This window comes from Peribacillus sp. FSL E2-0159 (genome assembly GCF_038643155.1).
GTDB classification, from domain to species: domain Bacteria; phylum Bacillota; class Bacilli; order Bacillales; family DSM-1321; genus Peribacillus; species Peribacillus simplex.
In genome coordinates this window covers 1511514-1537311 of the sequence record NZ_CP152053.1, presented here as the reverse complement: position 1 = coordinate 1537311, position 25798 = coordinate 1511514, and the positions used below count along the sequence as shown (strand labels likewise).

At 38.2% G+C, this 25798-nt stretch carries 19 protein-coding genes; 4 read left to right on the top strand and 15 right to left on the bottom strand.

Going from position 1 to position 25798, the window contains the following annotated elements:
- Positions 1 to 11 precede the first annotated feature (11 nt).
- Together NYE63_RS07615 and NYE63_RS07610 are read right to left on the bottom strand one after the other, a co-directional pair.
- Positions 12 to 1334, bottom strand: a complete 1323-nt coding sequence (locus NYE63_RS07615; RefSeq protein WP_342604685.1) for an ATP-binding protein — start codon at positions 1332 to 1334, stop codon at positions 12 to 14.
- 198 nt (positions 1335 to 1532) lie between these two features.
- Positions 1533 to 2885, bottom strand: coding sequence for a TrkH family potassium uptake protein (locus tag NYE63_RS07610; protein ID WP_342604684.1), 1353 nt, complete (start codon positions 2883 to 2885; stop codon positions 1533 to 1535).
- 232 nt (positions 2886 to 3117) lie between these two features.
- On the opposite strand from NYE63_RS07610, the gene NYE63_RS07605 reads away from it, so the two are divergent.
- Positions 3118 to 3309, top strand: coding sequence for an alpha/beta-type small acid-soluble spore protein (locus tag NYE63_RS07605; protein WP_034314196.1), 192 nt, complete (start codon positions 3118 to 3120; stop codon positions 3307 to 3309).
- A 56-nt stretch (positions 3310 to 3365) separates the two neighbouring features.
- On the opposite strand, the gene NYE63_RS07600 is transcribed toward NYE63_RS07605, so the two are convergent.
- From NYE63_RS07600 to NYE63_RS07585, 4 genes are all read right to left on the bottom strand, one after another.
- Complete coding sequence (locus NYE63_RS07600) at positions 3366 to 4607, bottom strand: anti-sigma factor domain-containing protein (RefSeq protein WP_342604683.1); 1242 nt, start codon at positions 4605 to 4607, stop codon at positions 3366 to 3368.
- Entirely contained in the window at positions 4604 to 5347 is a 744-nt protein-coding gene (gene sigI / locus NYE63_RS07595; RefSeq protein ID WP_342604682.1) for an RNA polymerase sigma factor SigI, read from the bottom strand. The genes NYE63_RS07600 and sigI overlap by 4 nt, the downstream gene beginning before the upstream one ends.
- Before the next feature lie 354 nt (positions 5348 to 5701).
- Entirely contained in the window at positions 5702 to 6484 is a 783-nt protein-coding gene (locus NYE63_RS07590; protein ID WP_342604681.1) for a TerC family protein, read from the bottom strand.
- Positions 6485 to 6743: 259 nt separating this feature from the next.
- Entirely contained in the window at positions 6744 to 8303 is a 1560-nt protein-coding gene (locus NYE63_RS07585) for an aldehyde dehydrogenase family protein (protein ID WP_342604680.1), read from the bottom strand.
- An 805-nt stretch (positions 8304 to 9108) separates the two neighbouring features.
- Here NYE63_RS07585 and NYE63_RS07580 point away from each other — a divergent pair.
- Positions 9109 to 10302: an FtsW/RodA/SpoVE family cell cycle protein gene (locus NYE63_RS07580; RefSeq protein WP_342604679.1), complete on the top strand. Its 1194-nt coding sequence runs from the start codon at positions 9109 to 9111 to the stop codon at positions 10300 to 10302.
- Positions 10303 to 10417: 115 nt separating this feature from the next.
- Here NYE63_RS07580 and nhaC read toward each other — a convergent pair whose 3' ends face one another.
- From nhaC to NYE63_RS07550, 6 genes are all read right to left on the bottom strand, one after another.
- Positions 10418 to 11797 carry a Na+/H+ antiporter NhaC gene (gene nhaC, locus NYE63_RS07575; protein ID WP_342604678.1) on the bottom strand — a complete coding sequence of 460 codons (1380 nt, stop codon included), beginning with the start codon at positions 11795 to 11797 and terminating at the stop codon, positions 10418 to 10420.
- 791 nt (positions 11798 to 12588) lie between these two features.
- Complete coding sequence (locus NYE63_RS07570) at positions 12589 to 13536, bottom strand: AEC family transporter (RefSeq protein WP_342604677.1); 948 nt, start codon at positions 13534 to 13536, stop codon at positions 12589 to 12591.
- A 121-nt stretch (positions 13537 to 13657) separates the two neighbouring features.
- The gene (locus NYE63_RS07565) at positions 13658 to 15352 is read right to left on the bottom strand and encodes an NAD-dependent malic enzyme (RefSeq protein WP_342604676.1); all 1695 of its coding nucleotides are present in this window, start codon (positions 15350 to 15352) and stop codon (positions 13658 to 13660) included.
- Between the two features lie 297 nt (positions 15353 to 15649).
- Complete coding sequence (locus tag NYE63_RS07560; protein WP_289324227.1) at positions 15650 to 16357, bottom strand: response regulator; 708 nt, start codon at positions 16355 to 16357, stop codon at positions 15650 to 15652.
- Positions 16354 to 17955 (bottom strand): DcuS/MalK family sensor histidine kinase, encoded by a 1602-nt coding sequence (gene dcuS, locus NYE63_RS07555; protein WP_342604675.1) that lies wholly within the window; start codon positions 17953 to 17955, stop codon positions 16354 to 16356. Before dcuS ends, NYE63_RS07560 begins: the two co-directional genes overlap by 4 nt.
- A 1195-nt stretch (positions 17956 to 19150) precedes the next feature.
- Positions 19151 to 20725: a peptide chain release factor 3 gene (locus NYE63_RS07550; RefSeq protein WP_342604674.1), complete on the bottom strand. Its 1575-nt coding sequence runs from the start codon at positions 20723 to 20725 to the stop codon at positions 19151 to 19153.
- An 895-nt stretch (positions 20726 to 21620) separates the two neighbouring features.
- Between NYE63_RS07550 and NYE63_RS07545 the strand changes: the two genes are divergently transcribed.
- Entirely contained in the window at positions 21621 to 21824 is a 204-nt protein-coding gene (locus NYE63_RS07545; protein WP_061462203.1) for a cold-shock protein, read from the top strand.
- An 88-nt stretch (positions 21825 to 21912) separates the two neighbouring features.
- On the opposite strand, the gene NYE63_RS07540 is transcribed toward NYE63_RS07545, so the two are convergent.
- The 3 genes from NYE63_RS07540 to NYE63_RS07530 are packed head-to-tail and all read right to left on the bottom strand — an operon-like array spanning position 21913 to position 25140.
- On the bottom strand, positions 21913 to 23886 hold the full coding sequence (locus tag NYE63_RS07540) for a DUF6449 domain-containing protein (RefSeq protein WP_342604673.1): 1974 nt from the start codon (positions 23884 to 23886) through the stop codon (positions 21913 to 21915).
- Complete coding sequence (locus tag NYE63_RS07535; protein WP_342604672.1) at positions 23861 to 24760, bottom strand: ABC transporter ATP-binding protein; 900 nt, start codon at positions 24758 to 24760, stop codon at positions 23861 to 23863. Before NYE63_RS07535 ends, NYE63_RS07540 begins: the two co-directional genes overlap by 26 nt.
- Positions 24757 to 25140, bottom strand: coding sequence for a GntR family transcriptional regulator (locus tag NYE63_RS07530; protein ID WP_342604671.1), 384 nt, complete (start codon positions 25138 to 25140; stop codon positions 24757 to 24759). Before NYE63_RS07530 ends, NYE63_RS07535 begins: the two co-directional genes overlap by 4 nt.
- 191 nt (positions 25141 to 25331) lie before the next feature.
- On the opposite strand from NYE63_RS07530, the gene NYE63_RS07525 reads away from it, so the two are divergent.
- A complete protein-coding gene (locus NYE63_RS07525; RefSeq protein ID WP_063232059.1) occupies positions 25332 to 25748 on the top strand; it encodes an organic hydroperoxide resistance protein in 417 nt (138 codons plus the stop codon).
- Positions 25749 to 25798: the final 50 nt, after the last annotated feature.

Below are 25798 nucleotides of genomic sequence, written 5' to 3'. Positions count from 1 at the left end.
TTATTTTCTTATCAATCAAGGCCCTGTACCTGGGCCTTTTCGTTCTCACTAAATTCCTTTTGTTGGACGGTTGGAAATATACAAACGATCTTCGTACCTTTTTTCAGTTCACTTGTGATGAAAACTTTTCCGCCATGCTTTTCGATGATTCTAAAACAAACGGAAAGACCCAATCCTGTTCCTGATGTTTTTGTAGTGAAAAATGGTTCTCCTACTTTTTGAAGGGAGTTTTCCGGAATACCCTCCCCTTCATCCAAAATGCTCAAAAAAACTTCTCCATTTTTTTCATTTAGGCTCACAAAAATATTTCCTCCATAAGGCATCGATTCTATGGAATTTTTTATCATGTTTATTAGTACTTGCTTGATTTGGTTTTCATCAAAGTACATAAAAATAGGTTCTGGATCATAATTTTTATGAATTTGAATATTGTTCAGTACGGCGTTTGTCTCCAACAGCGTAACAACATGGTTGCAGCTTTTTTTTAAATCCTTTTCAAGAAAAACCGCCTCAGCAGGTTTCGATAGCAGCAAGAGTTCATTCAGCACTTGCTCGATTCGATTTATTTCCGAAAAAATAATATCATAGTATTCCTGCTTTTCGGCACCGCCATCTTTAATCAACTTCACGAATCCCATTATCGCTGTCATCGGATTCCTGACCTCATGTGCAATCCCTGCCGCAAGTTGGGCAGCCGTTGATAATTTGCTTGATGTGATCGCCAAATGTTCATTTAGGCTCACAAGCTTTTCCTCCGCATGTTTACGTTCATTGATTTCCGATAATATGCCCGCCGTCCCGATGAATTTCCCAGCGTCATCGTAAATTAGTTTAACGAATGCTTCAACCCAACTTGTTCCCTTTTTAGCATTTAGTTTAATGTCCGCACGAAAATATTTATTCCCTCGATGAAAGGAGTCCGCAAAGGCCTTTAATACTTCTTGATAAGAAGTGTTATCCATATATTTAGAAAAGTGAAGCCCCAGGGATTCATTCACGGTTGCACCACTCATCGATTTCCATGCCGGGTTTAAATACAACCATTTCCCTTTCTCATCCGTTTGGAAAATAACCTCATTGAAGCTATTGATCAATTCTTTAGAGTAGTTGGAGATAATGCGATAACGCCCTTCGCTATCCTGCAATAAAGCAATCGTTTTCCGTTTATGATCAAAGATGGCACCCAAACACCAGGCAATGGTTAAAATTACGATTAAATATATTCCTGCAAAGGCGGAAAACCTTCTTTCTTCATGCCCCAGCCACCCTATATAGGGTAAAATCAATATGAAGAAAAGGATAGGGACAAAGATCCTTCCAGTATATTTCTTCACTTCATCCACCTCCTTACCAAAATGATTTATACTTCATCCGAATGAATTCGAAGTAAGGGGTCAAATTAAACATATTTCTATATATAGAAATGGTAGAACACTCACTTATAGGTAAATTTCAACATTTTGTTCATGATTCCTGCAAACAAAACAAAAAACCTTTCCTCGATGGAAAGGTTACTGTCCTAATTAAATCATTTACCCAATGATGACGCGTTCCTTTGGATAATGGAAATTTTCCGTAACTTCTTTATGGCCTATGATATACAGGAGGGAAGTTATCCCGACACGGCCAATGAACATAATGATCATAATGACAATTTTACCGGTATTACTGAGTTCAGGCGTAATACCCATCGAAAGGCCAACTGAACCAAAAGCCGAACATACTTCAAAAATGATTTGCATCAAAGTAAAATTCTCAGTAATAGATAAAATGAAGACCGCGATTATGCAAAGGAGCGATCCCATGATCATAACTGCTGTCGCTTTTCGAATATCATCGGGATGAATCTCCCGCTTGAACACTTTAATGGAACGCCTTCCCCTCATAAAATTCCATAAAAAGAGAATCATTATTGCCAGGGTAGTTGTCCGGATACCGCCTCCAACTGAGCTCGGAGACGCTCCAATAAACATCAATATGCTCATCAATAAAAGGGTCGGTTCCGAGAAATCGCTCACATTCATCGTTGTAAGGCCACCACTTCTCGTATTCGATGACATAAATAGAGAGTAAAAAAAAGATTCATGCCAGCTCTTATCTTTAAAAAAACCGTTCATCTCCAGCAGGAAGATAAGAATAGTTCCCCCAATGATAAGGCACAAGAAAGTGACTGATGTCAGTTTCGTGAACAAAGAAAAATGAAACTTATAAGTACGGGCTCTATTGGATAAAAACTCTTTCAACTCAATCAAGACAGGAAACCCGATAGCTCCAAGGGTAAGCAGGATAATCGTGATGAACTGTACAAAATAATCGTCTTTAAATGGAATCATTGAAATACCGGTAATATCAAAACCAGCATTCGTGGTGGCACTTACGGCTAAAAATAAGCCATTTAAAAAGGCTTCTTTCCAGTTTGGAAAATAATTCAGAAAGTAAATGCCTAAAACTAGAGCTCCAATCATTTCAATTACGACAAATATTTGAATGATTTGAATCAATAATTTAACAAGCCCCGAAAGATTCGATTGGTTTTGATCTGTCATGATCAATTGTCTTTCCTTCAAGCCGATTTTCTTACCCAAAATCAACCAGAAAAACGTTCCAAGTGTCATGATGCCAATACCGCCAAATTGGAGAACAAACATTAGAATGAAATACCCTACCTCATTATACACTTCGGGCAAACTAACAACTGTTAGACCTGTCACACTAACTGCACTTACGGCTGTGAATAATGCATCCATGAATTCAAATTCTACGCCTGGCTTAAGAGCAACCGGCAGACTCAACAGTACGGTCGAGATACTTACGGCCAAAAAGTAATAACCGACGATAAGCTGAGCTGGTGTTAACTTTGATAATATTTTTTTGATAGCAACCATTAAGAGTTTCCTTTCTTACTCCTCTATAGTTATGCGTATCACATAACCATTAAAAATCTAGTTTACCCTTTTTTCATTCTTTTTTCCATTCTCTTTTAAAACTGACTTACTTACAACAAAAAGGCAGGTTTACCAATAAGTTTGATGCCGCTCATATAAGTAAAAATCCGCATTCTACTTATACTATCATTACAGCGGCAAAAGCCGTTGAAAAAGTAAAGGGGAGATACAAATGGCTAACAGCAGTAACAATCTTCTTGTTCCTGGAATCGAACAAGCATTAGAACAAATCAAATATGAAATTGCATCTGAATTCGGTGTACAATTAGGTTCCGATACTTCAGCACGTGCCAATGGTTCAGTTGGCGGAGAAATCACGAAACGTCTTGTACAACAAGCACAATCTCAACTTAAAGGTCAATAATTTCTACCACAATTAAATATCCATGGCTAAGAGTCCAGCTGCATGCTGGACTCTTTTTAATCCTTATGTCCATTTCGGTTTCCATTATTGCCTTTACCCCTTTTCGACTTATCCCAATCTTGCTTACCTTGATTATTTTGCTTATCTTTCCATTGATTATTTTGCTTATCTTGCTTACCTTGTTTTTTTTTATTGTCGTGCTTTATCTGACCATTATTATTCTTTTCTATGGCTGATGGAACTTTTTTCACATCGAACTTTTTATCATTCTTTTCATTTTTCTGCTTGTTCTTTGATTGGTTGGTATGATTGCTCTCGGATTTTCCTTTTGACTCCTTGCTTTTTTCTTTGTATCCATTTATCGCATTCCGTTTTCCAATTGAATCTTCCCGTTCGGTTTTTTCCTTAATTTTTGTAAATTGCGCTCCTGGTTTTTTCCGTTCAATCGGTTTGGCTTCATTGGCCGGCTTTTGCTTTTTTTCAATTGCATCATTCTCTTTTTTCTTTTCTCCATCCGATTTGTTTTCCGTACTCAGCGTTACGCTCTTCTCTTTAGGAATAACAACCTTTTCCTCGACCTTTTTATCTGGCGCTGGAGCAGGCTCCCTCTTATTGACTTTTACCTTTTCTTTATCTTCATTCAACTTCTTTTCGAGATACTTACCCGTGGATATGCCTTGTTCCCTTGCTTGCTTCCGATCGCTTTTTGTTGCCTGGATCACTTTCATTTTTGTATTAGAAACATTATCCTGCTCCGATATTTCTTTTATCTCTTCTTTTAAATTCTTGTCCAGTTCTTTATTTTTTTTCAATAACGTTGTGGAAACGACGATTTGTTTATTTCCTTTCAAATAACCAAGTTGCTTCGTCGTTTCAACGATACGGTTTGTAACAATCTTTATATCCTTGCCTTCCCAGTCCCTCAGCTGACCTATCACAAGCTTGCCGTCTTCATTTAAACCGGTAAGTTTGAGAACTTCTAAATCATTATCAAGCTCCAATTCAATGCTTGGATTCACATCTATCGTCATATATGCCGACACAGGACCTGAGAAATAAGAAGGAAGAATCGAAAAGAGAATCAAGAAGGTGGAGGCAATGCTTAGCACGGCGGTTTTTTTGAAAGATGAATGAAAATTGGAAAAGGCTAAAGTGAACTTTTGTTTAGCAGGTGAAAAAGTGATTTCCTCACCCACTTCATATACCCGTTCCTGCCTTTTGGTTTTCAGAAATTCACCCTCGGGGGTCAATAGGGTTACAAATCGCTTATTAACTGAAAGAATAACTCCTTTTTTCATTCATCGATAGCCCCTTTTATATAATCATTCAAATACAAAAAATCTCCGTTTATTATGATTGCCACAGCAATGATGTATTTTCTATTCCGTTCAATCGTTTTTCTGCTTACTTTCACTTTTCCCTCAAGTTGTTTTACCGGCAGCCGCTTTTTTGCAAACAGGATTTCTTTCAGTTCGTCATCTTCCATTAACAATTTAGCGATCATAATAGCTCCCTTCCTGGCATCTGCATGTTTGGGAGAGTTTTCAACTAAATCCTCAAATGACAGACCAAAATCCTGTAGATGGCTTATATAAAGCTGAATTTCTTCTTTTCTTCTTTCCGATTCCTTCTGCTTCTCGTATTCATTGATGGAATTTTCATTATCAATATATATATGGCTTTGATCATTATCATCATTCAGTGATAAATCCAATACAACTTCTTTTTGTTTGGACTGGCTTCTTAAATAATCTATAACCCTTCGTTTAACGAGGGTTTCGGCAAATGCCAATAAAGAACGGCCTTTTTCCGGGGAATATTTATCGATTGCCTCGTTAAAAGCAATCATTCCAATACTGAATTCATCATCTGATTCGTATATGTAACGTTTGCAAACCGATGACACTGTTTTCGCAATAAAAGGTTTGAATGACTCTATAGTATCATTACGAAGGCTTATATCGCCTTGTTGAATTTTCAATACGGTTTCTTCTAAAGAACGCTTTTTTTTGAATGCTGTAAACAACACACCAAGCATCTGCTCACCTCGCTCCTGTTGAACATAAAATACGCATCAACATACTTATCTTAAGCGGAGGGAGTCTAAAAGACAGTACCAAAAGAACTATTTTTGCGATTTAAATGAAATCACATAATATATCAACATGATAAAATACTTAGTTTTTTCTCGTTTATTACAGTGCAATTACAGTAAAATATCTTTTTTCGGATTTCCGTCCAATACAATGGGACAATTGTCATTTTTATAACCGGAATTTAATATTCACATCTTTTAACATATCATTCGTAAACATACCTGCGCTTTTGAGGGTCATCTCCCTAAATACATTAAAAAGCAAAAAAAATAGGCGTGACTAGCACGCCTGTTTTTTTAAGCTTCCTGTATTTTTTTCTCTTCTTTCTCTTTTTTTTCTTTTTTGCTTGAAATGATCCATGCACCTGCTGCAATTCCAATCAAAACGACCCAGAAAATCGATTTCCAAAGAGTTGATTCAGGGAAATGATGATCGATGACAGCCAGTGAAGGGTGCGCGAGTGTGTGTACCGCCAATTTCACTCCAACCCAACCCACAATCAAAAATGCTGCCGTTTCAAGTGAAGGACGTTGATGAAGCAACTTCACGAATCCATTTGCTGCAAATCGCATAATGATCAATCCAATCATACCGCCGAGGAACATGACAGCGAATTGCCCTCCGTCAATACCGCCGACTTTCATCCAGCCTGTTGCAGGAAGTGTAACAGCCAGTGCGACGGCAGCCAACATGGAATCGATTGCGAAAGCTATATCAGCCGCTTCAACCTTTACTACGGTCATCCAGAAGCCAGATTGCTTTTTAGGCTTCGTGATTTCCTTCTCACCTTTACCAGCGTATTTTTTGTAAATGTTCTGAAAAGCAATGAAAAGTAAATAAATCGCACCGATTGCTTGAATTTGCCACACGTCGACAAGAAAGGAAATAAGGAATAAACTTGCAAAGCGGAAAACAAAAGCTCCCATCAGTCCATAAAACAAGGCTTTTCGCTGTTGTTCTTTTGGCAAATGCTTAACCATGACAGCCATGACGACCGCATTATCCGCAGCAAGTATCCCTTCTAATCCAACCAAGATAAGAAGTACCCAGCCATATTCCAATAATATTGATGCTTCCATCCGTTCAACCTCCAATAGTTAGTATTTCCTCCATATTGGCATTGGCAAAATAAAAAGACCTCTGCCATATAGGCAAAGGTCTTGCTGAACATGAAATCATGTCAACAAAGCCGATGAATGTTTAACATTCACGTAATGACGACTTTGTTTTAGGGCGAACCCTAACGCTACTCCCCTTTGAAAAGGAAAATCAGTTATTAAGTATATTAATAGTATACGCGCTCGTTATGAAAATAACAATCTTTTTTATAAATGGATTTCATTTTCGGTTCCCTTTTGATAATTTAATCAATCGCAAATATTCTTTGCCGAAACGAATCCAGTTCGGTTTGGCAGAAAAGTAATTCTGAAACAGCGATAAAAAACTCGTGTATTTCCCTTCATATGGATACCATTGTATTTCTGTATCGTTTTTACCTTTATCGATCATAATCGCTTTTTCATGGCAGAAAATCTTCAATCCATGCTCGCCATGATAACGGCCAACCCCACTTTGTTTGGCACCGCCAAATGGTAAATGATGATTAGCAACAGTAATCAGCACATCATTGATCGTCACCGCCCCGGTTACTAACTTAGACGCAATCCTGCTTGCTTTTTCCCTATCCATCGTCCAAACGCTGGAATTGAGTCCATATTCACTTTCATTTGCCAGGGCGATCACTTCTTCCTCCGTATCGAAAGGCAAAACAGGCAACACGGGTCCAAACGTTTCTTCTTTCATGATTTTCATGGAATGATCGACATTGGACAGAATTGTCGGCGGAATGAAATGGGTCTGTCCCGTATTCCACTCTTTCGGAGGTGTTCCGGTTTCAAGTACAGCTCCCTTTTTCAGTGCATCCTCCAGGTGTCCAGCCACAATATCAACTTGTGCCGGGAAAGTCATTGAACCGATATCATCCTTCGATTGCACCCCCTGCCTCATGGACTTCGTTTTTTCTTTAAGAAGCATTAGGAATTCGTTATAAACCGGACGTTCCACATAAACCCTTTCGACACTCATGCACACCTGCCCGCTATTTGTGAAAGCCCCCCAAAGAGCCCCGTTCACAGCCCGTTCCAGGTTAGCATCACCCAGAACGATCATCGGATCCTTACCGCCAAGCTCCAGTGTCGTTGGAATCAGGTGTCTTGCTGCGACCTCACCAATCATTTTTCCGGTCCTTACAGATCCAGTAAAAAATATATAATCTGGTTTTTGCTCAGTTAATGCCGCACCCAATTCTTTCCCCCCATGGGCGAACTGTATAGTTCCTTCTGGGAAACCAGCTTCAAGAAACAGATTTTCGATGCACACCCCAACTAAAGGAGTTACCTCTGATGGCTTGGCGATGACTGTATTTCCCGCTGCTAGAGCATTAAGAATGGGAACCATGGAAAGCTGCAGCGGATAATTCCATGGTGAAATGACGAGAATCGTTCCTCGGGGCATATAATGGATATAAGATTTTTTGCCAATTAACATGAGTGGAGTGGTGACCTTCCGTCCGGAAAGAGTTTTCACTGCATGTTTCTCGATATGCTTGATTGCATCAATGGTTGGCATGATGTCAGCAACCAGCGCTTCAATTTTCACTTTTCCCGTATCTTTTGAAATGACTTCAGCTATTTCATCCATTTTTTCAACCATCAATAAACGGAGCCGTTTTAAATAGTGCAGCCGTTCCTTGATGGGAAGATTCGACCATGATTGGAACGCATGTCTTGATTTCTTATATATATGAGGAATCGACTTCAATGGCGTTGGGACGATTTCCGCAATCTTCTCACCTGTTGCCGGAGAAAATACTTCCAACTTGTCATGTATTTCTTCCATAACTACTCCCCTTGCTTTACCTTATTTTTATTGGTACTCCATATCATTTTTATGCTTTAAATAAAAATCGAACAAAGCAGGAAAGCCTTCCCTGAAATGCAGCAAAACTTCTGGACTGCAGTGCTGTCAAACGCCCTTTCCTAGTTAAATAATATAGCTTTTCCACTCATTGCTGGACGGATTGATAAGAGCGCCTGACTACTTCTCTTAAACAGTTCACGGGCGAAACGTTCATAAACTTCACTAAACGTACGAGGCTTTTCCCTGACCCCTCTTTATATAATGCCAGAGACGCAACAGCCTGTATAATATAATCGTTTGGAACCAAGTTTACAACCGGTCCCCTCTCATCACAGGATTCCTGCCCGATTACCTGCCACATAATCGGTGCTAAAATAAGTATACCTCTTAAGATGAGTTACTCTAACAAATTCGTTAACAGTATCCACTACATCACATCACGTTTTACAACTCAATTGGTGAAAACTCCGTCTCTGTCACAAATAACCTTAAATAGTAATCTTCCAGCCATAATGGCACCACCAAAATGGAATATATAGTAAAAAATTTTCTTTATTAAAAGGAGTATTCACGTTTGCTATCGAAGGTAATGTATAGGAATCCGAATTCGGCTAAGCAAAAAAGAAATCCGGCAGACAAGTTTATCAGGTTTTAGTGTTTAATGTTGGGTAATGGAGGATAAATTCATATTATCGAATAAAAATTATTATCTATATAACCGATTTTCCGTTACTATATAAGAAGGCGATTTTTTCGCGCATACATATTTGAGGTGAGCGCACAAGTGAAAAGAATAATTAAAGCATACGACTTCCCTATTTTCATCGCTGTCGTATTACTCTGTTTGTTTGGTTTAGTCATGATTTACAGTTCGAGCATGATTACTGCTGTCGCTCGATACGGCCAGCCCATGGATTTCTTCTTTGAGAAACAAAAAACGGCCTTTCTCATTTCATTCCTGGCAATGATTGTCACGATGATTCTTCCTTATAAGATGTACAAAAACAAAATGTTCTTGATGTCTATGATGTTTGGAATGGCAGGTATCCTTTTGCTGCTATTTATCTTCGGCCACACAGCAGGAAATGCCACAAGTTGGTTCAAGGTAGGGACAAAATCGATCCAACCAGCGGAATTTTCCAAATTAGCCATGATCATTTATCTGGCAGCCATTTACGGAAAAAGGCAGGAACGTATCAATAGTATTGATAAAGCCGTCATCCCCCCGATTTTCTTTCTGGTATTCATCTGTTTTTTAATCGGAATACAGCCTGACTATGGAACGGCAGCGGTCATTTTCCTGATTTCAAGTACCATGATCATTTCATCCGGGATGTCTTTTAAGAGTATATTCAAACTCTCTTTGATTACTGCGATATTCGTTGCCATATTTGCATTAGGAGTAATCGTGACAGGAAATTTCTCATCCGTTCTCTCTGAAAATAAGATGTCTCGTTTTACGGGGTTTGCAGATCCTTTTGGTCAAGCGGGAGGAGATGGGTATCAGCTCGTGAATTCATTGTATGCGATAGGATCAGGAGGCCTTACAGGTGTGGGGCTTGGTGACAGTGTACAAAAATACGGGTACCTGCCTGAATCACATACGGATTTCATCATTTCCGTCATTGCAGAAGAACTTGGAATATTCGGTGTAGGCTTTGTTCTATTGACACTTGGGTTTATCGTCCTAAGGGGATATGTACTTTCAGCAAAATGTAAAGATCCATTTGGAAGCCTATTATTGATCGGCATTTCATCCATGATCGGCATTCAAGTTGGCATCAACATCGGCGGTGCGACCGGACTTATTCCAATTACTGGAATCACCCTTCCGTTCATCAGTTATGGAGGTTCTTCCTTACTGTTACTCATGCTTTCAATGGGCATATACCAAAATGTCGTAATGCGAATGAATTTACTTGAACAGAAAGAAAAGGTCGTGTCCATCCCAAAAGATGAGATTGCGTCTTCAAAATAAACGATCAACTTCTTTCCCCCCTGACATTGCCGTTCATGTCAGGGGGGTTTTCCCTTCTCTCAAAGCTATGGAATTTCATATAAAAAAACAGGCAGTCGAAACGACCGCCTGTTTTTTATTTATAATGAATACCTATTTTCGTAAAGCCCGAAATCAAACTTAGCAAAGGACAAAGTAAGCAGAAGAATGCAAATGGGGCATATTCAAGAGTTGAAACACCCAATACCTGTGTTAAGAATACACCGCAGACACCCCAAGGAACCAGAGGATTCACAACTGTTCCCGCATCTTCAAGTACCCTCCCAAGCGTTTTTGGCTGCAAGCCTAAATCATCATATTTCTGCTGAAAGGCTTTCCCAGGCAGTATAACTGACAAATACTGTTCCCCCACTAGGAAATTCACGCTGATTCCTGCAAATACGGTAGCTGAAATCACTTTCGCTACACTCGTCAATGAATCCTGGACCGCATTTAAAATAGAAGGAATGACTCCTAATTCAAACAATAGTCCGCCCATCGCCAATGCCAACAACACCATTGAAACGGAGAACATCATACTTTCAATGCCGCCCCGCGATAGGATTGAGTCAAGTTGATCCATTCCACTCTTAAGTACAAAACCGCCGTATAAGATATCCGCTAGTTTTGCAACGGTCAAACTTGGCGTTTGTATGAAAGCAATGACAGCCGCCGAAACGATTCCTGCTGACAATGTTGGAATCGCCGACACCTTTTTCAAAGCCATGACTAGAACGATGACAAACGGAATCAAACTCAATATACTAATGTTCGTTTCCATTTCCAAGGCTTTGGTCATGGCTTCAACCTCCTCAACACGAGCCAGCTTGACATTCGGTGAAAGGAAGTAAAAGATGATAAGTGATATTAAAAAACCTGGAATCGTTGTCCACTGCATATTATTAATATGTTCAAATAATGGTACTCCAACCGTTCCCGAAGCAAGGTTGGTCGAGTCGGATAATGGAGACATTTTATCCCCAAGAAATGCACCTGAAATGATTGCACCGGCTGTAATTGCCAACGAAAAATCCATCGCCGCCGCCATACCTATGAAAGCAACTCCGATCGTGGCTGATGTTGTAAGTGAACTCCCGATACAGAGCCCAATTAGCGAACACACCAGAAATGTGACCGCATAGAAATATTCACCAGAAATCCAGTCAAACCCATAGTACATGATGGTAGGGATCGTCCCGCTTGCCATCCAGATCGAAATTAGCATTCCAATGAAAAAGAATATATAGATAGCTCCCATACCAGAAACTGCACCTTTGACGATAGCCGCCTCCATAATCGAAAATGGCAGCTTCTTGATCTTTCCATAAACAAATAGAAATAGGATAGCAGCTATTATTGGAATATGGGGGGCCAGTCCATAATGTATGATACCAATTGCAATGATTAAGAAAAGAACTGCCAAAACCCCGATTGCTTCAGGTAAGGAGAGTTTTAGCTTTGCATCTTCAAGACGCATGATGTATTTCCCCGCTTTCATGTTGTGTATTCTCTGAGGTAAGGATCTGACCTTTTCACTCCTCATAATTACTGAAACGCTTTTAAGCGCTAAAGTTACTAGCTAAATATAAAGGAGTTTCAGGAGATTGTCAAAGGAATAATAATCTATTTTAGTAGGATTCGATTCTTCATTTCCTTTTTATCACAAAACGAAAACCCATACTTCGCTTCGTATAGGTTCAGCCTAGTATACCCTAAGAAATAAGTCCTCTTCTTTGCTTAGCCCCCCAAAGAGCCTGTCTTTATCCAATACCGATGTCCCTACAACCCTTTCAGTATGTCGCAGTCCCACCTAAATGAACAGCAAACCGTTCCTAATCATCAGATAAATTGGCTTATTAACTTAGCGATTAATAAAAATTTTAATGTGTACAAACACTTCTTGTAAGTAAAAAAATGATTCCTGTACACCGAAGATTTAGACTTTTAATTTCATCAACTGCTGCATTCGAATGTGTAATTACACAAATCCTTTTATTATAATCTTATTTTGATTAATAGTGATTTTTGCAATTGATACTATTTGCGACGCATTTTCCTGGGCTTATACCTTTATTCAAACGCCACCCAAATCTTTTAAACTATCTATCTATTTTATTAATTTACCTTTACCTTTAACATAGCCTTAAATAAAAATGGCCAACATCTCCTCTTTTCAAAAAAAGGATAATGTTATACAATAAGTTTGTTAAGTATTTCACAAACTTCCGTTAAAAAGTATCCATCCAAGAAGGATGGATACTTAGAAGGCTACATTAACAAGGATATATAGATAGGTAATGTAATTAAAGATAGAATGGTACTAATTACAAATGAAGATGCTGTTTCAGTTGATAACGAATCAAATCTAGTTGAAATCATTGCTGCTACAGCAGATCCAGGAAATGATACTAGCAAAATAGCTTTAATTGTATCTGCATGATCAAGGCCAATTAGATGAGCGACCAGTATCATATATAATGGAATAGCCACAACTTTTAAAATGGAAATACCAAAAGCAATTGGTCGTAAGCTAATCTTACGGATACCCACGGTTACACCTACAGCAAATAATGCAACCCCAGATGTCACTGACCCAATTTGATCAAGCGCATTTTTTATGATATCCGGTGCCTGAAACCCTAATAGTGTTAATACAACAGCAAGTAAGGGAATACATGCAAGCGGTTCGCTAAGACCATGCAAAACGATACCCAAAATGTTTGTTTTTTCATCTTTAGATTTACCCAATCTGGATTGTCCGACCGTACCAACTATTGTTGCTAATGGATCCAGAAGGGCATTCACCACAATACCCGTAATTGCAATAGGTATAGCTATCTCTTGCGCCCCAAACAAACTGCCTAATACAGAAATCCCCATAAAAGCAAAGGCTGGCTGAGTTGCGTTTAATGAAAACATAGATGCTGCAGTCAAATCGTATTTAAACACCAAACGAGCCACTATTAAAAGGATAATGTAAAAGCCAATAACACCTATGGTCATAGTTAAGAAAAATGACCATTGATTAATTAAGGTTTGTTTTGAGGTTGTTGTGATCCCTATGAATAAGTGTGCAGGTAAAGCAAATTTTGTAACTAACGTATTAAGCCCTTTGGAGGATTCTGAATTAAAAATTTTAAAATAGCCACCCAAATAACCAATAATAATTGTAAAAAAGATTGGTATTAATGTTAAAAATATATTCCCAATATTCACTAGAGATGCACTTCTCTTTCCAAAAAATTGTCCAATTTAAAAGATTCTACTAAGGCTGACTTATACGGAGATTCCCCTAGAACGGATCCCCTTTCTTTTGTGACAACAATATAAACTGGCTTTATTTCCCATGAATAGTTTTGTACTCAGGCTTCCACATGGAATCTGTTATTGCTTTTTCAATATCTGTTATATCCGCTTTCGCAATTCCTTCTTCGATGGCTGTCTTTGCCACTTCAATGGCTACAGATTTAGAAACCTCTTGCAATTGTTTGATTGAAGGGAGTAAAGAAGCTCCATGCTTACTGCTATCCGATAATCTTGAAACAGCAGATGAGGCTGCTGCAAGCATGCCCTTAGAGATTTTTGTTGCTTCTGCGACAATTGCACCAAGTCCAAGTCCTGGGAAAATATATGCATTATTAGATTGTCCGATTGTATAAATCACGCCATTATAGTCAACATCATCAAACGGGCTTCCTGTCGCTATTAAGGCTTTACCTTGAGTCCACTTTATTAGGTCTTCAGGAACAGCTTCCGCTAAGGGAGTCGGATTTGACATCGGCATAATAATAGGATGTTCCACGTGCTTTGCCATTTCTTTTACAACTTCTTCTGAGAATGCCCCTGTTTGACCAGATGTGCCGATTAAGATGGTTGGTTTAACCTTTTTTATTACCTCTAATAATGGAATGATTCCGACTTCATTCCGATTCCATTCCTCGACTTCTTCAGCTTTCCGGCAATACGACTTTTGGAATTTCAAAACATCTGGAATGTCATCTATCAACAATCCACGATAATCGACGGCCCAAAAGTTACCATATGCCTCTTCTCTGGTAACGCCATCTAGGATCATGGCTTCAACCATTTGATCAGCATTACCGATTCCTGCTGCACCTGGACCAAAAACAACAACCCTTTGTTCCTTTAAAGGAACACCAGTTACTTGTAAGGCAGACATTACGGCGGCTAGTGTTACTGCACCTGTACCTTGTATATCATCATTAAAAGTGAGAATTTTGTCGCCATAATTATCGATTATATTTCGTGCATTTATATTTCCAAAGTCTTCCCAGTGAAGTAATGCCCTTGGGAAGAAGGCTTGAGACTTTTTAACAAATAAATCAATGAATTCGGTGTATTCATCACCGCGAACACGCCCAAACCTGTTACCAATATACAGTGGATCACTAATCAGGTTTTCATTGTCTGTCCCAACATCCAGGACAATAGGTAGCACCCTGCTTGGATCAATTCCCGCAGCTGCTGTGTAGACTGCCAATTTGCCAATGGCTATGTTAATTCCACCAACTCCCTGATCCCCGATTCCAAGAATACTTTCAGAATCTGTAACAACTATTAAATCGATATCATCAGATGAAAGGTCCAGGTTTTTAAATGCATCTTCCATTCCCTCCATATTATCAATAGAAAGGTATAGACCTCCTGGACGGTGATATTCTTGTGAGTACTGTTGAATAGCCTCTCCTACAGTAGGTGTGTAAATGATCGGCAGTATTTCACTTAGATGGTCTTTAAGTAGACGGTAAAACAGTACCACATTCCTATTAAATAAATCATATAACATTCCATTCTTCCGAATATTGCTAGGTTGAGTGGAGAATTGTTCATAAACTCTTTTTACTTGTTCCTCAAGAGTAAGCACCTGGGATGGTAGCAAGCCTACCAATCCTAGTTCATTTCTTTCTTCCTTAGTAAAAGCAACCCCTTTATTAATAAAAGGGTTTGACAGAACACCTTTTCCTCTTAAAGTTGTTTCCAAACCCTTTTTTGTCTTTTCATAAGCTGTCATAGACGTTCCCTCTTCCTAAAAATGTATATTTAAAAATGATCATTACCAGGCAATAGAGTATATTCTTCCCTGGGGAAGTGTAATTACTAAAAAAAAACTGTAAAAAGGAAAATAAATATACAGCACATAAAAACTTAAATATTTCCTCGTTACTGCTTATTTGTTCAATCTTGTGAAAAAATTTTTTAATAACTCAATCGCCAGTCTATATCTTAGTAGTCATTTACGGAGGACACTAGGTTATTTAACTAATTTTAGTATTATGTAATTAAAAAAAGTAAGCAGCCATTTGGCTGCTTACAGATAACGTTGAATAATATGGCTCTTGTCATCATTAAACTTGTGTTGGGATACTGGTCGGCCAACCGTTCCATAAATTACCTTAACATCAAGGACACCGATATCCTTCATAAATTTTAAATATTTCCTTACTGATACCCTGGATATACCCGCCACATTTACGACTTCCTCTGTTGAAAAAGGAGCTTTTTTTAATACCAGTATTACATTCCATATTATCTTTAAGGTATCTTGAGCTAATCCTTTCGGTAGTTCCTCTGGTAAGTGAATTTCTTCTTGATGCAAAATTCGATAATCCAATTCTTCTTGATTTAGCATATTTTTATCTTGAATAAAATCTGATTTGTTCCGATATGCTGATAAGGCCGCGTTAAAACGTTCAAATTCAAACGGCTTAATTAAATAATCAACAGCACCTAGTCTTAATGCTTTCTGAATCCTCTCAATGTCCGACGCAGCAGAAATGACAATAACATCTATCTCTTTTTCACTTTCTCGAATTTGTGAGAGTAAATCGAGTCCATTTTTCCCAGGCATGAAAATGTCTAATAGAACTAACCCTATTCTTTGATTTTCCAATACATTCAGAGCTTGATCCACTGAGGAACAGACAGCAGCTAATTCGTAGCCATCGACTTGATTCAAATAGCGCTTATTGAACTCTGCAACCATCGGGTCATCTTCTACGATCATTACCTTAATCATCCTACATCATCCTTGCTTTTGTATGGTATATAAACCACAAACGTTGTTTCTTGACCTTCTTTTGAACTAATATTGAGATCTCCGCCTAGCTTATCCAGGCTTGCCTTAACCAAATATAAACCAATCCCCCTGTCCTCTCCTTTTGTTGTATATCCTTTTAGAAGGATATGATTAAGATTGGCATCAGATATTCCCTTTCCAGTATCATGAACTTCAATAGTTAAAATATCATCTGCATAATCAAACTTTAATTCAATTCGTTTTACGGGCCTTTTTTCTACTGCTTCTATAGCATTGTCAATCAAATTTCCTATTATCGTAATTAGCTCATGAGTAATAGCTGCATTTTCTGGTTCTGGCAATTGAAAGTCAGAGGATAATGCCAGCTTAGCACCTGCTTCCCTGGCATAACTTAGTTTTCCAATTAAAAAACCGGCTAGTACTGGATCTTTAACGGTTTTGGTAATAAAGCCAATCTCGTTTTCTCTGTGGTCAACAAGATCACTAATATATGCTGCAAGCTGATCATAATAATGCATATGCACCATACCAAGTATTACATGAAGTTTGTTCATGAATTCGTGCGACTGGGCCCTTAACGATTCAGCATATAAGCGGACTCCAGTCAGCTGTTCCGCCAGCAGATGTATTTCTGTTTTATCACGAAATGTAGCCACGGCCCCTACGATTTCATCCTTCACAAATACTGGTACCCTATTCACTAGTAAGACACTATCTTTTAAACCCTGCTCTTTATCTAATTCGACTTTTCCAGTCTCTAGGATTCTATCCAGGTTTGAGTCAGGCATATAACTAGTTACCTTTTTACCCGTTGGATTTTCATTAATACCCGCTTTTTTAAATATCTTTAAAGCTGCTTTGTTTACGAGGGTAATGGTTGAACTCTGATCTACCGCTATGATTCCCTCCCGAACTGATTGTAAAATGGCATTTCGCTCTTTTAAAACCTTCGCAATAGCAAAAGGTTCCAGCCCAAATAATATTTTCTTTATATACCTTGCCAACAGTATTGCGCCGGCAATTCCGGTTAATATTCCAAAAACTGTTCCTACATAAATATTAAAACGGCTTTTTAAAACAGCATCATTAACTTTTTGAAGAGAAATACCGACCACCACGGCTCCAATTTGATTATCCTCTGAATCATAAACAGGGGTAAAAGAACGCAAAGATCTGCCTAAAGTTCCTTTGGAAATAGAAATGTGCTCTCTACCTCTTAATACATCTTTCTCATCCCCTCCAACAAATTTTTTTCCTATTTTACTTGGATCGGGGTGAGTTTTCCGGATTCCATTATTATCGATTATTACTACAAATTCTACATCTGTCGATTTTTTTATCCTATTGGTAAATTGCTGAACTTCCTGATTTTTCTCATTTCCACTTAACGCTTCAATTACAAGCGGCGTTTGTGCTGCCATACGTGCTACATTTACTGCTTTTTCAGTCTGGCTCTTTTCTATAGTATCCGCAACTGTTTGGCTAATAAGAATATCTGTAATGAATAATGAAAGGGCTACTACCCCACACACCAGTATCATAATAGTAAACTGTAGACTCCATTTCCCTTTTTTCACTTCTACACACCTCTTTGGTCTAAAAACTCTATTCTTTAAGGAAGATACTTTTATGTTAAGTATGTTCATTTTGCTTACATCACACAATTCTTCGGTACTTTATCAAGTTCCAAAAAGGTAGCCAATTGATTTAAATCATTGTGATAAGATATATATAACCTAACCATTTGCCAATGGTATCCTTAAAAATACTGATTCATCTGCAATATTTTCCTAATATCAGACTATACCTTCGTAGGCTTGGATATAAATATTCAAAATCTTACTAGCACCGTCATTAATCTCCTTTCATATATTAACCCCTACATACCTCGGTAGTTCAATATAAGTTAATTTGCTATACTCCTCCTGCACCACGGTTAAAGCCACAAGTTTTCTATAAGTATTATGCAGTTCACAAGAAATTTAGCGGAATATTCCATCAATTCTCACAATTCTCAAAGTTACTACGATTTTCTTATTTAACCTTTCCAATTAGTTACTAATTAATTTTCAAAAATACAGCTGTCTAACATCTTATATCTCCCTGTTTCCGTTTATCTAAAATCGACATGTTTAAAACAGAGGGTAATGATTAAAATACCCGCAATTTCAACAGATTTCAAATCAACAAAGTATTAAGAAAGTACTCAAGGCTTAAATTTAGTCATCAATAGTGTAAAATGTCCTTAACATAGATAAGATTATTTAATTACTAGAGATATGTTAATGATTATGAAATAAGGTTCAGTAATCGTAGACATCAGTGCGGATGTAGACGGGGCAATTGAAACCTATAAATCGAAAATACATGCAAATCCTACAGATGTATTTATAACATCAGTCTTTATTGTTTATATTACTTTTATCTGGAATCTGTTATTTTTGATTACAAAAAAAGCTTGCAGATTTAGACCCTAAAAGGGACCTTATTCTACAAGCTGAACAACCTCTACTATCCGAAGTTTTTCAGTTAAACTATTGGTTAAAATGATATACATCTCAAATGTCAGGGGTTTCTGATCCAATGTACCAAGCTGATACTCCGCCTAAGTGATTTTGTTTTAACAGGTTTAGTAGAAGCCCGATTGATTTTTTATCTTCTATCCAAACTTGATGCTTTTTCCCATTAAAAGAATATTCCACATAGTTTTGTAAGGTCTTTTCATGCTCCAGATAGTGAAAAAAGCCCGTGTATATAACACGGGCTTCTCCATTATTTCAAATCCATTGGATTATATAATTCCACGTCAGGATTTTTATCTTGGAACCAACGAAGTGCAAACTCATTTTCAAATAAGAATGCATATTTATCAAACCGGTCTTTAACAAGGATGCTTCTTGAGCTATGAAGATTTTCATCAAGCTTTTCATCCTCAGCCCAGCGTGTAATCTTGCTGCCCATGCGCTCCATCACGACTTCAACATTGTACTCGTTCCTCATTCGATGCTCGAATACCTCGAATTGAAGTTGCCCAACCGCACCAAGCAGATATTCTTCCATCCGAACCGTTTTGAAGAGCTGAATTGCCCCTTCTTGTACAAGTTGGTTAATTCCTTTATGGAAATGTTTCTGTTTCATGACGTTTTTAGCTGTTACCCTCATGAATAGTTCCGGTGTAAACTGAGGCAGCTTTTCAAACTGAAACAAGTCTTTGCTTGTTGTAATCGTATCGCCAATTTGGTAGTTACCGGTATCATATAAACCGATGATATCTCCGCTTACCGCTTCATTAACGGTGTTCCGATCATCAGCCATGAATTGGGTAGAAGAAGAAAGGTTGATCGGTTTCCCTGTCCTGCTTAAGTTGACGCTCATTCCACGCTCGAATTTACCGGAGCAAATGCGAAGGAAAGCGATCCGGTCACGGTGTTTTGGGTTCATATTCGCCTGGATCTTGAAAATGAAACCAGAAAAATCATTACTGATAGGGTCCATTTCACCTGACGTTGTCATCCGTGCTTGTGGAGCTGGTGCAAATTTCAGATAGGCATCCAAAAACGTCTGAACACCGAATGTCGTTAAAGCACTACCGAAAAATACGGGACTAAGTTTTCCATTCGCAATGTTTTCTTCAGAGAATTGATTGCCCGCTTCCGTCAACAGCATGATTTCTTCCAAAGTTTGCTCATATAACTGGGAATCCTTAAGTTTATGATCCACTTCGAGTTCACCTTCATCATTCAACGGAAGGAAACGCTCTTCACCTTCAGTTTTGAACTGTTCAATTCGATTATTGAACCTGTCGTATATGCCCACGAAGTCTTTTCCCATCCCAATCGGCCAGTTCATTGGATATGTTTCTATACCTAATACCTCTTCGAGTTCGGCAAGCAATTCTAGCGGCGTTTTACCTTGTCGGTCCATTTTATTAATAAAAGTGAAAATCGGGATACCCCTCATCCGGCATACTTTGAATAATTTAACCGTCTGATCCTCGATACCTTTTGCCGAATCGATGATCATCACGGCACTATCAACAGCCATCAGTGTACGATATGTGTCTTCACTGAAATCTTGGTGACCTGGTGTATCGAGAATATTGACACGGAAATCATCATAATCGAATTGCATGACTGAAGATGTAACGGAAATTCCCCGTTGCTTTTCAATCTCCATCCAGTCACTGGTTGCATACTTCCCTGTTTTTCTAGCTTTAACTGTTCCGGCATCGCGGATTGCGCCACCAAACAGCAATAATTTTTCTGTCAAAGTCGTTTTCCCGGCATCCGGGTGAGAGATGATTGCGAAGGTCCGTCGGGATTGAACCTCGTCTTTTAAAGTAGTCATAAAATGTTCCTTTCATTATTGGAGTCATCAAAAAAAAATTTATATGAGGTTTACTGTATTTTTTACATTGGAATGGCAACCTTTCTTTGTATGCATAAATCCTGATCATACACAATATATGTAAGAAGAAATATATCATAAGGCTTAAGCCTTGGCTACTCGGCATTCATTTCAATCAACCTTACTATTTTAACACGATATGAAGGAAAGATGTAGAGGTGAATGAATCACGATAAGAGGATTTATTCAAACGGCAAAACAAAAGACGCTTAATCAGCGCCCCTTATCTAATTCATATGGTTACCGTTCATTTATTCATGGTTTAACTTATTTACCTTGCAGTTTTAATCGCTTTTTGATTCCGCTTGTTTTTCCAGCGTTTTTTTACTTCTTTGAATATGATGGGAGCAGCAAAAATGAGGGCCCTTTTTAATAATTTCTTCATTTTTCATCAGTCCTTTCTTTCTTATCCTATACCCGATTATTTTCGTGAAAAACTTTAACGCCAAATTGTTTTCCTGATTTCAACTGTAAAGGCTTTTCCCTCATGGACATCGCAACCACCATCAAATTTCATTCCAGGAAAATCCTGCGCGACAATAAAGTTATACTTCCCCATATAAAACCTTCCTAATATTATTTTCCCAAAATGGGAATGTATAATTTACTTCCATTTGTTTTATCCTTTATAAAGATGGGTATATACTAAAAAACTGGAAATAATTCCAGAGGTTAGTGGGTTAATATTTCCTGTGGGCATTCACATATTATCAAGCATCTTCGTATGATAATTTTAACTTGAATGAGGGTGCTGGATAATGTGTGAAATTGACTTTACCGTCCAGGTAAAATCATCACCATTAATATTTTTTAACTTTTTAGGAGGATTCATCGAATGACAGTAACAGGTAAAGTAAAATGGTTCAATAGTGACAAAGGATTTGGATTCATCGAAGTACCAAACGAAGATGATGTTTTCGTTCATTTTTCCGCCATTCAAGGAGAAGGTTTCAAGAGCCTTGATGAAGGTCAAGAGGTTGAATTTGAGATCGAAGAAGGAAACCGCGGACCTCAAGCTAAAAACGTCGTAAAACTCTAAAGCATAGATACAAAAACATATTGGATATGCAATGCAAAAGGATGCCACCCATATTGGGCGGCATCCTTTCCTTTATCCATTTGATCCATCATGACATATTCACGTTAAAATGATCCAAAATGAAACCGGGAACATGTTCGCCGGAAAAACTCTTGATGTCCACATCTCTGCTTTCTTTATAATAAAAGGCAGCTGAATACTCTCCTCCCCAATCGATTTGGGCATTATCAATGGCCGTCCCGATTTCCGAAGCGGTCTTAATTTTCAAGCGATTTGGCTGTTGTTCAATCTGCTGTGCAAGTTCACTTTCAGAATTCGAATGATAAATTTTCGAATCGGTCTTCGCAACCAGGATATAAGAGATATCATCAGCCATTAACCGCGCTTTTTCCGATTGTCCGGTACTTTCCAGCCATTTTGAAAACTGAGTATATGAAGAGTCCCAATTCATATAAATGGATTTGTTATTATTCAAAAGAATATCGATGGAAGCATAATCACCAAAAGAAGATGTCATTTGGGCGAACGATTGATTATTCAGATCCTCCGACAATGCCTGCACGGCAGCTTCCAGCTGTTGACCGTCCGTGATCGTTATTGATTTGTCCACTTGCCCGCTCGCCGTTATCTTGATTTTAGAAACGTCTTCATCGGAAACATTCAATAACTCATTAACCATTTTTTTATATTCATTCGACTCATAAATTTTCGCCAATAGCGGCATGTATGAGTCGTAATTTTGCAAATGATACTCTCTTGCTAACCGTTTTCCATTATTAAGTTCATACATCAGAAAAACGGATTGTCCATCATTCAATTCACCAATGGAAACCTTTTTACCCTTTTCGATAATTTCCTGATGCAATAACCTTATCGCTTCTATATTTTCCTTCTCTTTAAGATAATTGGAAGCATTATCCGACGTTTCATCATCTTCAAAAAATAAAGGAGAATTGCCAATATAAATTTGGCTAATCATCTTTTCATCAGGAATCTTGGACTTATACTGAAGGGGATCTATTTTTATAATGAGTGCCAGTACAATGATAGCCACTATAAATGCTACATAACCTTTCAGGTTGACCCGTATTCGCCAAGTCTTTTGCAGGACAATTTCCCCTAAATAATATCCGAACAATGAACCGACGGTATACCCGAAGAAAATCCACCCAGGTTCGCCTGTCGTTTCGCTAAAATAAAGCCCTGTAAACAGCATCAAGCATAATGTCAGGCCGAATTTAAATAATGGCTTAATCTTCGGGTAAGCAAATGCCTGCGTTACATGCTCCAGCTTTCTCCTCTCATAGAGAAAAAGAGAGCTGATCAGAAAAAGAAAGGTTAATATACTATAAATTAATGTATTAATAGAGAAAAAAGTGAGTTTTTCCATCTCAGTTGCTGCTAATAATGGAGAGATGCCATTCATATTGGCACTTAGATAATAATCTGCAGAAAATCCTGCGATCAAAAACTTCACATTGGCGGTAAACAAAACAAAAAGCCCCACAGGCAAAGCAAGAAAAATATAGGTCAGCAATCCTTGAAAGGCTGATAATCCTGTCACCATTCCAATTAAAACGGCAACAGAAAAGATCAAAGCTTCCAAAATAAATGTAGTCCCCATCCAAGACCATATATCCGTCATGGTATATAGCCTTTCTATATCAATTGCAGAGTGGAATAATATCAATATTGAACCTGTAAGTAAAATCGGCAAACCCATGAAGCCAATTCCCGTCCCAATCATATGAACGTAGATGCTGCGTCTAGTAATCGGTAAACTATGAATAAAGTCTGAGGCTTGTTTCATTTGTAAAAACCGAAAAAGGAAAATGGCAAGTAATACTGGAATAACGATGACCAAGACAAACTGTATCATCTGCTGACAGGAAAAAAGGTTTTCGAATTCCACATATTCATTGTTCTCTTTCAAGATAATCGCTAACATTTTCAGAGGCAGTGCAAATATGAGGCCGACGAGATACAGGAAACCAATCCAGCCAGTGCTTCTGAAAATATAGATAATCAGTTCTCTATTAAACCAGGTTATTCTGGATGACATAACCGATATCCCCCATTTCATAAATGAATATCTCCTCTAGAGTAAGGGGGAGAATATCTAATATATCTGGCTGAAACTGATTAAAGTGCGATTTAATCATGGATTCTTCACCTTTAACGATGCAAACGATAACGCTGCCGCGCCTTTCCTTGTTAAGAATTTGAATTCCGCGGTATAAACCGTGGGGAATTTTATGTTTAAAGGCAATTTGCACTTTGTGTACATCCGCTTTTAAGTCATTCAAATCCTTTTGGATAACAAGCTCACCTCTATGCAAAATCCCTACATGATCTGCTAAATCTTCAATTTCCCGAAGATTATGGGATGATAGTAAAATCGTCATATCCCTTTCCGATACATCCTGAATCAACAACTGTCTCACATTTTTACGCATGACCGGATCTAATCCATCAAACGGTTCATCCAAGATGAGAACTTCCGGCATCGTCGAGAGTGCGAGCCAAAAGGCAACCTGTCTCTGCATTCCCTTCGATAGTTTATGTATTTTATTTTGGACGGGTATCGGGAATACTTCTTGTAATTGAAAAAACCGTTCTTGATTCCATTCACTATAAATATGGCTATAAAAACCTGCCATTTGCATGATTGTATAGTTAGCCAGGAAATAAGGCGTATCAGGGAGGAAGAAACAACGATTTTTCACTTCACGGTTTTCAAACACATATGATCCATCAATAAGAACTTTACCTGCATCCTGTATCAAATTGCCTGAAAGCATTTTTAATAGAGTCGTTTTCCCCGCCCCATTTGAACCTAATAACCCGAATATGGAGCCTTTTTGTATGACCAAGGTGACGTTTTTGATTGCTTCTTTTCCTTCATATAATTTACTCACCTGTTTTATTTGAATCATGAATCTCCCCCCTTTGCCAATGGTCTGATTTGCTTTATTATTCTATAAATTTCATGTTTATCAATTCCTATATACAGAGCTTCAGCGAGTACCTTTGAAAGCTCGTTTCTGACCTCTTCTTCTTTCAATGAATTTTTCAAGGATTTAGGAGGTGCCACGAAATTCCCTTTGCCTGGTAATGTATATATAAACCCGTCAGATTCAAGTTGCTTGTAAGCTTTCTGGATTGTATTTGGATTGATGGTCAATTCCTGAGCCAATATTCGTATGGATGGGAGCTGATTATGTTCCTGTAAAACTTCATTGATCATTAGTTCCTTTAACTTATCCATCAATTGCTCATATATCGGCTTTCCACTTTGAACATCCAACTCAAACATCATTATCCCTCCTTGCAAATGGGTGTATTACATCTCCTAATACAGTACATTATAAAACAATATCTTCCAATTTAAAACCAATTTAATACCATTTTTAAACAATACTCTCCATAAACTCGCTTTCATTTTGTTTAACAAGACTTACAGTAGGGAACTAATTATAGTAAGAATAAACAAAGGAGTTGTTTTCATTGAAACCATTATATACAGCTACAGTTACCGTACACGGTGGTCGGGAGGGACATGTTAAATCAGAGGACGGGATTCTGGATTTCGATGTGAGGTCACCGAAGGAATTAGGTGGTTCCGGTGAGCGCGCTACAAACCCTGAACAGCTATTCGCAGCCGGTTACGCGGCATGTTTTGACAGTGCCTTGAATCTTGTTCTTCAAAAAGAAAAGAAAAAGGTCGATACTTCCGTGACGGCAAATGTAACGATCGGTAAAGATGAGGAAGACGGCGGTTTTAAATTGGCTGTAAGGTTGGATGTTTCGATTCCCGACCTAAGCAGGGAAGAAGCCCAAGACTTCGCCAAAAAAGCACACATGACCTGCCCCTATTCAAAAGCAACTCGCGGGAACGTCGATGTCACCTTGATTTTGGTATAAAGTTTATGCAAGGGAATGGATACGGCATTAAGGCCGGCTCCATTCCTTTT